The sequence below is a fragment of the Shewanella violacea DSS12 genome (genome assembly GCF_000091325.1).
Classification (GTDB): Bacteria; Pseudomonadota; Gammaproteobacteria; order Enterobacterales; family Shewanellaceae; genus Shewanella; species Shewanella violacea.
In genome coordinates this window covers 4,232,613-4,245,007 of record NC_014012.1, presented here as the reverse complement: position 1 = coordinate 4,245,007, position 12,395 = coordinate 4,232,613, and the positions used below count along the sequence as shown (strand labels likewise).

The 12,395-nt window shown below is 45.3% G+C and carries 12 protein-coding genes; 9 read left to right on the top strand and 3 right to left on the bottom strand.

All coding sequences use genetic code 11. The features are described from left to right. Positions 1-54: 54 nt before the first annotated feature. Complete coding sequence (locus SVI_RS17635; RefSeq protein ID WP_041420068.1) at positions 55-789, bottom strand: sulfite exporter TauE/SafE family protein; 735 nt, start codon at positions 787-789, stop codon at positions 55-57. A gap of 164 nt (positions 790-953) precedes the next feature. Continuing rightward, the gene (gene metJ / locus SVI_RS17630; RefSeq protein WP_013053005.1) at positions 954-1,268 is read right to left on the bottom strand and encodes a met regulon transcriptional regulator MetJ; all 315 of its coding nucleotides are present in this window, start codon (positions 1,266-1,268) and stop codon (positions 954-956) included. A 232-nt stretch (positions 1,269-1,500) separates the two neighbouring features. Here metJ and metB point away from each other — a divergent pair, with 232 nt between their 5' ends. The 7 genes from metB (at position 1,501) to SVI_RS17595 (ending at position 9,934) form a co-directional block, all read left to right on the top strand. Continuing rightward, positions 1,501-2,667, top strand: a complete 1,167-nt coding sequence (metB, locus tag SVI_RS17625; protein WP_013053004.1) for a cystathionine gamma-synthase — start codon at positions 1,501-1,503, stop codon at positions 2,665-2,667. Positions 2,668-2,688: 21 nt separating this feature from the next. Next, the gene (locus tag SVI_RS17620) at positions 2,689-5,076 is read left to right on the top strand and encodes a bifunctional aspartate kinase/homoserine dehydrogenase II (protein WP_013053003.1); all 2,388 of its coding nucleotides are present in this window, start codon (positions 2,689-2,691) and stop codon (positions 5,074-5,076) included. A 536-nt stretch (positions 5,077-5,612) separates the two neighbouring features. Then, entirely contained in the window at positions 5,613-6,503 is an 891-nt protein-coding gene (gene metF, locus SVI_RS17615; RefSeq protein ID WP_013053002.1) for a methylenetetrahydrofolate reductase, read from the top strand. Between the two features lie 252 nt (positions 6,504-6,755). Beyond that, on the top strand, positions 6,756-7,364 hold the full coding sequence (locus tag SVI_RS17610; RefSeq protein ID WP_049791123.1) for a hypothetical protein: 609 nt from the start codon (positions 6,756-6,758) through the stop codon (positions 7,362-7,364). 132 nt (positions 7,365-7,496) lie between these two features. Further along, entirely contained in the window at positions 7,497-7,748 is a 252-nt protein-coding gene (locus tag SVI_RS17605; protein ID WP_013053000.1) for a cysteine-rich CWC family protein, read from the top strand. A gap of 245 nt (positions 7,749-7,993) precedes the next feature. Continuing rightward, positions 7,994-8,806, top strand: coding sequence for a PIG-L deacetylase family protein (locus SVI_RS17600; protein ID WP_157608727.1), 813 nt, complete (start codon positions 7,994-7,996; stop codon positions 8,804-8,806). A gap of 189 nt (positions 8,807-8,995) precedes the next feature. Further along, positions 8,996-9,934, top strand: a complete 939-nt coding sequence (locus SVI_RS17595) for a DMT family transporter (RefSeq protein WP_013052998.1) — start codon at positions 8,996-8,998, stop codon at positions 9,932-9,934. Between the two features lie 28 nt (positions 9,935-9,962). On the opposite strand, the gene SVI_RS17590 is transcribed toward SVI_RS17595, so the two are convergent. Further along, positions 9,963-10,370 carry a hypothetical protein gene (locus tag SVI_RS17590; RefSeq protein WP_013052997.1) on the bottom strand — a complete coding sequence of 136 codons (408 nt, stop codon included), beginning with the start codon at positions 10,368-10,370 and terminating at the stop codon, positions 9,963-9,965. Positions 10,371-10,606: 236 nt separating this feature from the next. Between SVI_RS17590 and SVI_RS17585 the strand changes: the two genes are divergently transcribed. Next, complete coding sequence (locus tag SVI_RS17585) at positions 10,607-11,734, top strand: NAD(P)/FAD-dependent oxidoreductase (protein WP_013052996.1); 1,128 nt, start codon at positions 10,607-10,609, stop codon at positions 11,732-11,734. A 152-nt stretch (positions 11,735-11,886) separates the two neighbouring features. Continuing rightward, entirely contained in the window at positions 11,887-12,318 is a 432-nt protein-coding gene (locus SVI_RS17580) for a hypothetical protein (RefSeq protein ID WP_013052995.1), read from the top strand. Positions 12,319-12,395 lie beyond the last annotated feature (77 nt).

The window sequence follows — 12,395 nt, the reverse complement described above, 5'->3', positions numbered from 1 at the left end:
AGGGGTAAGCTCCGTACTCACAGTGACGGAGTCACGCTCTCGTATCTCTCTTTTCTATAATTCCATTAACGACTTTACGGCTAACAAAACTGAACTGATTGAACATAAGATGAGGGTTGCGGTGCGAGTCTTATCTTTATCTACTCGTCCTATCAGTCTTCCCGCCACTAGATAACCTAAGATCACCGATGGCATAAGCAACAGAGATAGCCATATATGTCTGACATTGATAAAGCCAGTGACGGCTAAAATAGCCAAGGCAATTAATGAACTGAAGACAAAGAAGGCTGATAGCGCGGCGCGAAACTGACGGGCATCTTGTCCTGAAAGCAGAATTGCTAATGGCGGGCCGCCGATAGCGGCAATATTGCCAAATATGCCAGATATCACGCCGGCGCCAAATAGACTCTTGCGGTTAACGGCTAAGTTGAACTTGAGTAAACTTAAAATGACTGCCGCGGCAACTATGCCTGATATGGCCAAGCCAAGAATTGCTTGTGGTGCATATATTAATAGTGCTACACCAATAAAGCCCCCTGGTATTCGCCCAAGTAGTGCATATTGCAGCCCATTAAACTTCAGGGCGCCTCGCTCTCTTATTAGTGTCAATAAGGAGATAGAGAAGCCCATGACGATAACCGGGACAGGTACCAACTCAGGATCGACAATATAGAGTAAAGGGGATGCGACAACGGCTAAGCCAAAACCTATTAGGCTCTGGGTTAAGGCGCCACAGAAGATAATTAACGAGGCTAGAGCCAGAGTTGTTGGATCTATCATTGAAAGCACGGCTTTTCTCTAAATTGTATTGTGAATGGCGAAATAGTTAGCACTATTTATCTGATGTATTAGTCTGACTCGATTGTTTCGGCAGGGGTGATACTAGTGTAGAAGAGAGCAGGGAGCGCAATGCGATCCCTGAAACTGACTGTTCAAGATTTTAGTGAGTCTGCTTACTCCACATCTTCCCAGGCGATACCCATCTGATCCATCAAGCGCTTCACTTCGGACGGGATAGTATCGGGCTTATCTTTAGACAAGTCATCATCGTTAGGCAGAGGCTGACCTGTGTATGCATGCAAGAATGCTTCGCACAGCAACTCACTATTGGTGGCATGACGCAGGTTATTCACTTGGCGACGGGTGCGCTCATCGGTAAGAACCTTAAGTACCTTCAAGGGAATAGAAACAGTAATTTTCTTTACTTGTTCATTCTTCTTGCCGTGTTCAGCATATGGGCTGATATAATCGCCATTCCACTCAGTCATTGACTCACCTGTATATTCAAAATTCGGGGCAGATTTTAACCCTTTAAATTGTACAGTCAAATTATTGCCTCTTATTTATGACAATTGCAAATAGATTTCCATATGTTTGGACGTCTAAACGGCTATATTCGGTTGACGCTAGGCTTTCCCTTAGGTACATTTAGACGTCCAGACATCTCTTAACCATTTTTTGTAGGGGAAAGGTGTTCAGTAAATAGTTTAGGAGTAGTAGATGACCGAACGTAAGTTAGCCACAATTGCAGTGCGTCAAGGGATTGAATCCGATACCCAACATGGTGCTGTGGTGCCCCCTATCTATTTATCGACTAATTATTGCTTCGATGGCCATAAGAATCCTAGAGACTTCGATTATAGCCGTTCGGGTAATCCGACTCGATCTATTCTTGGGGATGCCATTGCTAGCCTGGAAAAAGGCGCAACTGGCATAGTGACTTGTACAGGTATGGCTGCGATTACATTAGTGACTAGCCTGTTGGGTCCCGATGACCTGCTTGTGGTTCCCCATGACTGTTATGGCGGTAGCTATCGTCTGTTTACTAACTTGGCTAAGAAGGGAGCGTTTAAGTTAGCTGTTGTCGATCAGACCGACAGCGCTGCACTCGAAGTTGCTATTGCTCGCAAGCCTAAGATGGTCTGGCTGGAAACACCGTCTAATCCACTACTGCGTGTCGTCGATATCGAAGCTATTTCCAAGGCAAGTAACTTAGTAGATGCCTTAGTGGTGGTCGATAATACGTTCCTGTCGCCAATTCTACAGCAACCTTTGCTTCTCGGCGCCGATATCGTTATTCACTCGACCACTAAGTACATCAATGGCCATAGCGACGTAGTCGGTGGTGCCGTCGTCGCTAAGGATGCCGAGTTAGGTGAGTTATTACATTGGTGGTCGAATACCTTAGGCCTAACTGGGTCAGCCTTCGATAGTTATCTAACCTTACGTGGTATTCGTACCCTTGCGGTACGTATTCGTGAGCATCAGGCTAATGCTCAGCGCATATTAGAAGTATTAACCACTAGTTTGGCCGTGGAAAAGGTATACTACCCGGGTCTTGAAACACATCCGGGTCATAAGATTGCCGCGAAACAGCAGAAAGGCTTCGGTGCCATGTTGAGTTTCGAACTCAAGGGTGGAGAGAAGGAGCTGGTGGCATTCTTGGATAAACTCTCTATTTTTTCACTGGCTGAAAGTTTAGGTGGGGTAGAAAGTTTAGTCGCGGTTCCTGCGACAATGACCCACAGAGCCATGGAGCCTGAGGCTCGCGCTGCAGCCGGAGTAAAAGAGACCCTTATCCGTCTGTCCGTAGGTATCGAAGATGCCGATGATTTAGTTGCCGATGTTCAAGCCGGACTCTTTGCAGCATTAGCTGCCAGTCGTTAACCGGTATTATAGGAGTAAGAGATGGCACGTTGTCATTTGCATAAGTTTGGAGGCTCCAGTTTAGCGGATGCTGATTGTTATCGCCGGGTTGCTCATATCCTTCTCACTCACGGCAACAGCGACGATCTCGTTGTGGTATCCGCTGCGGGTAAGAGCACTAACTTCCTATATAAACTATTAGAGTTAAAAGATACCGGTCTGCTATGGCAGGAAGAGTTACAGGTGTTGATCAGCTTTCAGCAAAATTTGATCGAACAGCTGCTCTCTAATGAACAGGCCAGAAGCCTAAGGGAACGCTTGTCTATCGATAAGTATCAGCTTATCAGCCTGTTCTCTCTAGAGGTGTTAAACGAATATAAAAGAAGTGAGGTAGTGAGCTTCGGTGAACGTTGGTCAGCCCGTCTACTTGCTGCTCTACTCAGGGAGTCAGGGGTCGCCGCATCGGATGTCGATGCCAGAAGCTTACTCTTAGCCGATGAAGGCGCAGTACCTCTGATTAGGCTGGATGAATCTCGTCAGCGTGTGCAGAATTCGATTAATGCTCACCCCAACGAGAGGCTCATTATTACCGGCTTTATCTGTGCCAACAGCCGGGGAGAAACTCTGTTGCTCGGCCGAAATGGTTCAGATTACAGTGCCACTCTTATCGCCAGTCTGGCGGATATCGAACGTGTGACCATCTGGACCGACGTTGAAGGGGTATTCAATGCCGATCCGAATAAGATTAGTGATGCCAAGCTACTCAAGAGCCTGTCTCTGGACGAAGCTAATCGTCTGGCACATCTAGGCTCACCAGTATTACACAATCGTTCGCTACAGCCTCTGTTCGATACTCAGGTAAGCTTAGCGGTTCGTTCTAGCTATGCATCTCATACAGATTTTACCCTGATCGCACCGAAAAGCTCTTCGGCCAGTGCGCCTGTGGTGACAAATTTGGCCAGCGTATCTCTGTTTAATTTCAGGATCAAAAACAAAATTGCTAATCTGGCCGAGTTATTGGAACAAGCTGAGCTGCTTCCCTTGGCTCATTGGAAGTTGGCCCACGATCGTGTAGAGCTCGCTTTTACCCATGAAAATCACAAGCAAGTAGAAGCTATTCTCCAGTCGGAAGCGCTTGGGGTGTCAGACCTTAGCTCCCGTGAAGATCTTGGCTTAGTGGCCCTGGTGAGTGCCGATGCCAGCCTTTATCGCCGTAGGTTCGCCCGTCTCTTGAGTCGAGATGCAAGGCCTCTGTTTAAAGATGGTTTGAGTCTGGTGACCTTAGTGCCTTCGGCTCAGGTTAATCTGCTCACTCAGAAAGTACATCGTCGATGTGCCGGCCCCCGTAAGCGCATCGGTGTGCTACTACTGGGAACGGGTAATATTGGTGAGGCTTGGGTGGATCTGTTTAACCGTGTCCGTGGATCGCTCAATAAGGAGCTCGAAGCCAATGTCGAGCTTATTGGTTTGTTGAGTTCTAAGAAGGCCTTGTTGAAAGAGCAAGGGATCGATCTCGACGCCTGGAAACAGGAGTTTGAGCAGCAGGCTACGCCTTGGTTATACGATCATCTTTTCGAGCAGCTTCAGGCCCTAGAGTGTGATGAGTTAGTTGCCCTGGATATCAGTGCCAGTGCAGATTTGACTCTGCAATACCCAGAATTTTTTGCCCGTGGAATACATGTGGTTAGTGCAAATAAGCTGGCAGGTTCAGGCCCCTTGGCCTTCTATAAAGAGCTCAAGCAACAGCTGGGTAATCGTCGATTGTTCTGGCGTTACAACGCCAGTTGCGGAGCGGGTCTACCGGTTCAACATGCATTGAATGATCTACATAACAGTGGCGATACTATCGAAGCCGTAGGTGGCATTTTTTCTGGCACCTTATGCTGGTTATTCGAGAAGTATGACGCTAAGAAGCCTTTTTCAGAACTGGTATTGGAGGCTAGAGGCTTAGGTATTACTGAGCCGGATCCCCGTGATGATCTATCGGGGCGAGATATGCAACGTAAGTTGTTGATTCTGGCCCGTGAGATTGGCCACGAGATTGAACTGGAAGATATTGAGCTCAAGTCATTAGTACCTGCTGATTTAGCCGATATTCCATTGGATCAGTTTCTAACACGTATCCATGAGTTAGATCATGAGATGTTGCAAGAATTTCAGGCTGCGGCAGAGCAAAATAAGGTCTTGAGATATGTTGCCGGACTGGATGTCGTCAATGGTCAGCTTAAGGCTGCTGTTGGCATGGAATGGGTCGAGACTCAACATGCCTATGCCAATTTAACACCGGGTGACAATGTGTTTGTGATCCGCAGTCAATTTTATCAGGATAATCCTCTTATCATCAGGGGCCCCGGCGCTGGGCGTGAAGTGACGGCCGCTGCCGTGCAGTCGGATCTGGCGCAGATCTGTCGGGATCTGTTACAGGAATAGCAGCTCGCTACGCTACGAGAACGCTGCGATCCGAGAGCGTTCGCGTACTCACTTCGAGGTCGCTGCGCTGCGAGCTCGCCAACAAGTTGGCTATGAGGGAAGATCAAAATCTTTTTCTCGCACCCTAGTTTTCTAGCAGCGGCTTTGCTGCATTCTCGAAGGCCATAGGCCGTCCTCGTATTCTCGTTCTCACTTCGAGGTCGCTGGGCTTCGAACTCGCCAACAAGTTGGCTGCGAGATAAGATCCAAAGCTTTTTCTCGCATCCTCGCATCCTCGCATCCTTGTTTTCTCGAAGCAGCTTTGCTGCATTCTCTAAGGCCCCAGGCCGTCCTCGTTTCCTGGTATTCTCAGTTTCTAGCAGCGGCTCTGCCGCGTTCCATAGGACTTAGCCCGTTCTCTCTGTTCTATCTTATTTGAATTTAGTACTCTATTAGCTATTGACTTCAAACTCAGTTTAACTAATATGGATATCTAGACGTCCAAACGTCTAGATGGTTTTATTTTTCAGTTAAGTACTGCAGTAGAGGGGATTGAAATGGGTTTTCATCACGCACAACATTCAACATCGCTAAACCAGAGCTTGGCTGAGCTTAATGGTGACATTAACGTTTCTTTCGAATTTTTCCCTCCAGCATCACCTGAGATGGAAACCATCCTCTGGAATTCTATTCGTCGTCTCGAGCCATTAAAACCTAAGTTTGTGTCTGTGACTTACGGTGCTAACTCTGGCGTACGTGACCGTACCCATGGTGTTATCGAACGTATTCAGAGAGAGACAGATTTGGTGGCCGCTCCTCACTTGACCTTAGTCGATGCCAGTGATGAAGAGCTGAAAGAATTAGCTAAACATTACTGGAATTCAGGTATTCGCGATATTGTTGCACTTCGTGGTGATTTGCCTGATGGCAGCCCTAGGCCGACTCGTTTTGCTAATGATCTGGTGCGCCTGCTTCGCTCTGTCGCCGATTTTGATATCTCGGTGGCGGCTTATCCTGAAGTGCATCCGGATGCCACTAATGCTCAGGCCGACCTGATAAACCTGAAGAGGAAGATAGATGCGGGGGCGAACCGCGCCATCACTCAGTTCTTCTTCGATGTCGAGTCTTACCTAAGATTCCGTGACCGTTGTGTCGCGGCTGGTATCGATGCCGAGATTGTGCCTGGTATCTTGCCTGTGACTAACTTTAAGCAGCTTAAGCGTTTCGCAGGAATGACGAATGTGTCAATTCCAGGCTGGTTACATAAGCAATTTGATGGTTTAGATGACGATCCTGCTACCCGTCAAATGGTGGGAGCCAACGTAGCTATCGACATGGTTAAAGTCTTATCCCGAGAAGGCGTTAAAGACTTCCATTTCTATACTCTAAACCGAGCTGAGCTGACTTACGCCATCTGTCATACCTTAGGTGTCCGCCCTGGGAAGTAGGCTTTATCTAGTGCTGTGAGGCTATAAGACTGTGAAGCTATAAAAGTATAGAGTTAATATTTTAGTGCCCCGTCTTTTGATGGGGCATTTTTGTGAAGGGGATAGGTATCTTTGTATTGCATAGATAGCCATTGAAGGGAGTTTATATCTTTTCTAGTCATTCTTTAGAGTCGCGATGTTTTAAAAAAATGTGTTATTTTTAGGAACGGAAAATTTAGATATGTAGGGAAGAATGTCATTAAAATTATCATAGTGAGCGATATTTTCGGTTTTTCTCAGTCTCTGGAGGCACTGGGCCAAGCCTTGATTTCTGAAGCGCACCAGGTTGATATAATTACTCCCTATGGTGACATGCATCATGAGTTTGAAACTGAACAATCTGCTTACCAGATGTTTATGGCTCAATTGGGTCACTTGCAATATGCACAGTGTGTGGCTGCTGCGATACAGGATTGTGATGAAGAGATCATTTTAATTGGTTTTAGTGCTGGAGCATCGGCCATTTTCAAAGCGTTATCGGACATCAAGCAAGTTAACTTTAATCTGGGTAAAATTAAACATTTCATCGGCTTCTATCCGAGCCAGATACGGCACTACTTAGCACTATCTCCGGCTTGTACTACGAGTTTGATTTTCCCTGATGCTGAAGTGCATTTTGATGTCAGTGCTGTGATACTGGCATTAGCAGAACATAGGGAGGTCACTTGCATCAGGACCAACTTGAACCACGGTTTTATGAATTCATTATCTGAGCATTTCGCCCCCCAAATGAGCCCTGCTATATTCGCGCTCTTAGGCCAAAGTAAGCTTATTTCTGATGCAAGCCAATTTAGGCATAGGTTGTCTCAACTGGGCTGCTGAATAGATGTGAGCTCTAGGGTCATTAATCCTAATATGAGTTTAATATATCTAGTGTGCAACATTGTTTTACCTCTAGCATGGGGGGGGAATATGGGGTGCAGCCTTAGGCAGATATGCTAAAGTCTGCAGTCCATGATATTGACCATGTTGGTGCAGATGACAAGAATTCTCGATAATGATAGCACTTGCCCCCTTTGTCAGAGACAAAATGCCTGTGCTGTGATTCAAGCTAAGTCGATCTCTGAGTGCTGGTGCAGTCAGGTTACTTTTCCAGCTAAAGAGAAGTTAAGGCAAGAGCTCTTAAACCTCACTTCCTGTATTTGCCAAGCTTGTATTGAAAAACTCAAACAGGAAGCTGACTTAGGCATTAAGCGTCTGGATTGATCCTAGATTTATTTACAGCACTTGGATGAGGTTTAATCGGTTCAAGTCGCTATTATGGTGACACATTTCTATTTGGCTTCATTTCATCTTTTGTTTGCTGTGACGGGCTCGTTTAAATAAAGTATTTGTGTCCTGTCCTGAGCTAAAATGTAGTCATGCAGGATAGAAGCTGGCATAGAGCGTATAACACAATTTTATTCAGCTGTAGTGCTCTGCTCTGTGATCCGCTAGAGGGCTGAATTAGAATGATCTCTAAGGTTTATTTTACCTTTAAGCTGAGTAAGCTGACCTTGTTATTCTTGGTTATCTTGCTCTGCTCATGCCATCTTATTGAAGAGAACAATATTACCAAACCGAGAGCTATTTTAGTATTACTCGCTCATCCAGATGACGAAACCTGGGTATCAGGTACGCTTGCAAAGCTGGCTGCTAATGGATTCAAGGTCATTCCTGTGTATGCCACTTCCGGGGATCGAGGCACAGATCATTCTGGGAAAAATCTGTCGGGTGATGCGCTAGCTAAGGTTCGTGAAGCCGAGGCTGTTGCAGCCTGTGAGGTGTTAGGTTTGGAGGCGCCGATATTCTTACGTTTTGCGGATGGTTCATTAGCCTTACAGTCTCAAAGACTAGTGAAGGAGATACAAGCCATGGTTGAGGAGATAAGACCCGTAGCCGTGTTATCTTTTGGGCCTGGTGGAGTTACAGGTAATCGAGATCATATCGCGGTAAGTACTTTAGTCTCACAATATTTTCCTATGCAGGCAGTTTATTTTGCAGTGTCGGACACTCAGGCTGAAAATTTGACTGCATCGGCACTAAAATTTGGACTGGATTATCGAGTTGCTGCTCCCATACCTGATCAGGAAGTGAGGGTTAGGGTCCAGCTTGATGATTTCGCCGCAGTACGGGCACTCGCCATGGCTAAACACGTCACTCAATTTCCTCCCGTTATGATTAATGCTTTTGCCGATTATATCGAGTCGGCAGTGGTGGAGGAACTGGTTATTCCTGAAGTAACCCAGGTATCGAGTGAGTTTGTTGAGCTACTGAAGCGTTAACTTCTAGGTTTATCTTGGTGCTTGTTAAACTTAATCTTGCCGCTAGCTAAGTTCGCATATGTGACAGACACTGAATCTAATAATTAATTCCAACAAGTCTGCTCTTGGTCATAGAACATCATATATAAATGGGGCAGTATTCGACTCCATTGATCAATATCTAACATCTTAGTCTAAATAGGTTTCCTCTTGCAGCAAAACAACTTCAAACTTGGCCTCTTTTTCGTCTCTGTCTCCGTCCTATTTTGGGGGATATTACCCATAGCCCTGAAACTGTCGGCCAGCTTTATCGACCCTGTGTCTTTGACTTGGTTTCGTTTCCTTGTGGCGCTAGTGATTAGCTTAGGGATTCAATTTTTTACTGGTAGCTTGAAGCAGTTTTGTCACTTAGATAGAAGGGCTTGGGTAAAGCTATTTTTTGCCGGCATTCTACTTATGCTTAATTACGTCTCTTTCGTCTATGCTCTCAAGTATCTGGCTCCTGGGACTGCCCAGTTAAACTTTCAAACCTCGCCCTTCTTTTTAGCATTTGGTGGGGTGCTGTTCTTCAAGGAGAAATTAAATGCAGCTCAGCTGAGCTGTTTTGCCACTTTGGCCTTGGGCATGCTGATGTTCTTTCATCCTTATCTGGATATCTCGCAATCTGATAACAGCGCTATCTGGACTGGGGTGATGATTATTCAGTTTTCGGTATGTTCTTGGACAAGCTATGCTTTGTTGCAAAAATCCCTGTTGAAACAGCTGGCACCTAGTAATGTCTTGTTGTTTATTTATGGATTAGGCGTCTTAGTTATGGCTCCCTTCATCGATTTTAGTCAGTTTAGTACCATGACATCGAATCAGTGGTGGGTTGCAATATTTTGCGCCATCAATACGCTGATCGCATATGGGTGTTTTGGTGAGTCGATGAAGTATTGGCCGACGGCTCAGGTGAGTGCCATGTTGGCACTGACACCTATTTTTAGTTTCGCCAGTACGGCACTGGTAGTCAGCTTAGGCCTGTGGCCCGAGCTGTTAAGCAGCGATGGCTTAGATTCATTATCACTGTCGGGCATAGGTGTGATTATACTCTCGGTGATGATACTGCAGCTTTTACCGCGCCTTCTACCGGCTCTTAGGGCAAGCTAATCGAGACATGGGGCGGAGGATCGAGCTTTCACGATGAAAGCTCCAACTGTACCTCAGTTGCAAGTTGCTCCTCTAACCAATTGATAGCATGCTGGCTGCCATCGTTGATCCCTGAAAACAACCGGATATTTAGTTGATCAATCTGGCGTCTCTCGACTAGTTGAGTGGGGAGGCTAGCATCATTTTCATCGTAGAATACTACTGCAGTTGCTTTTAAGTGCTCCTGTGATGCCATACAAAGTTGTGCTTCGAAAGTGTAGCTATATTTATGTTGTTTATTAACTAGTAATGCGTAGTCGTGATTGAAGATTTCACTCATATATTCATCAAACTCACCTAACATTTCCAGTGTTACCTCGACCTCTGGCTCTATGATTATCTCGGCAATATTATTGGTTAATAGCCTTACAGAGCAGCCGAAACTGAATTTATGCATAATGACTCCCTATTTTTATTTTGTCCTATGTAGCGCCTTATAAATTTAGAAGAGCTTTGACTAAGTCGCAAATAATTATCTATGGTAAGCAATTAACAGTGCTCATTCTCTGATGTCTCTTCCTCATCGGCACAATCAGTTTGAGTCGGATAATTAAGATAAGTTCCTTTGATGGGATGGCTTTGCAAAAGTAAGTATTCATGAGATTGTAGTGAAAACATAATTTAAGTAAGCAGATGGAAAAAGTTGACGCGGTCATTATTGGGGCTGGTGTTGTTGGGCTTGCGATTGGGGCGAGGCTGAGCCCTAGGCTCTCGAACATCATTATAATTGATCAAAATGAGCGCTTCGGTGAAGAGATCAGCAGTCGAAATAGTGAGGTCATTCATGGAGGACTCTACTATCCGCAACCGAGTTTAAAGGCGAAGCTTTGTGTTGAAGGTAAGGCTGAACTGTATCAATACTGCCTAAAGAGGAATATTCCATTTAGGCGCCTGGGTAAGCTTATACTTGCACAAAATTCGACTCAAGAGGCTTACCTTGAGCGACTGCTAGTCAAGGCAAAGATAAATGGTGTCGATGATCTTATCTGGCAATCTAGCCGTGACTTACACCATTTTTCGACTGAGCTGAAGGCATCGTCAGCCTTATTGTCCCCGTCCACTGGCATTATTGATAGTCATAGGTATATGCAGAGTCTATTGGCAGACTCGGAGCAGAATGGTGCCACCTTCGTAGCCAGAACTCGTTTTATCGGTGCAGAGACCACAGCTAAGGGCTTTATCATACGTTTAGATATTGGTGGCGAGCAGATGACATTGCGGAGCCGATTGCTTATCAATAGTGCTGGCCTATACGCTACTGATGTAGCCCATAAGATTGACGGATTAGGCAAGGGCAGTATTCCTGAGCTGCATTGGTGCAAAGGCCATTATTTTTCATATGGCGGTAAGAATCCTTTTTCAAAGCTAGTCTATCCAGTCCCGGAGACAAATATCACCGGGCTTGGGATCCACGCGACTCTAGATATGGGGGGGCAACTGAAATTTGGTCCAGATACCCAGTACATCTCTCGCTCGGCAATACCCGACTACAGCCTAGATTCCAGCTTGAAACCTAAATTCCTTGAGGCGATAAGGCGTTATTTCCCAGGCATAGAGGGGGATAAACTGCAGCCCAGTTACTCGGGGATAAGGCCTAAATTACAAGGGCCCGATAAGCGTTTTGCAGACTTCCGTATTGATGGCTGTGCAGCTCACGGGGTAAAGGGACTGGTTAACTTATTTGGTATAGAGTCACCAGGTCTCACCGCCAGTTTAGCGATAGCGAAACATCTAGCTGTTGGGCTCGAGATAGAGAGTTAGATACTTTAGCTTACATAGATTTTAATCATCCAAGGTATGGAATGATTAAAATTGTACTAAATTTAGTAATATTAGGGATAAAGTGCTCATGTCTCTTATGGACAAGATATTGATTAAAGTCTGCAGTTAAATTGATGACTTAAGGTGTCCATATGCGAAATGTAACCCTGGATTGGTATAGATTACTCCGCTCTAGCCTACTTTTTTTACTTTTCTCTATGCTGGTTACCGTTGGTCTTGTCTTATCTATGACTGGGGAGGTGAAGCACTTGCTGCAGCTTGAGGTTCAATTATCGGGTATTGAGCTGGCTTTTTCATTGGCTATGTTTATCAGCATTCCTTTATTGTTGATCCGTTTTAGTTTCTTTTTCTACCGTATGCTAATAGCAGGACGTAAAAATGGTATCGCCATCATATGTTATCAAAATCTGTTTAATCCGTTCAACTTTCTCCTTTTTCCTAGTTTGCTTAATCTCGATGGCAAAGAGTCGAGAAGGCGCTGCATAGTCAGCATAATATTGTTGCTCATCCTATATCTGCTAGTCTTCTTCGATAGTGTTATAAAGCCTATATTTTTAACCTGATAGCACTCTAGTGAAAATCACAAAGTAAGCCATAAAAAAAGGAGCCATAGGCTCCTTTTTTTTGTTTCACTTAGCTT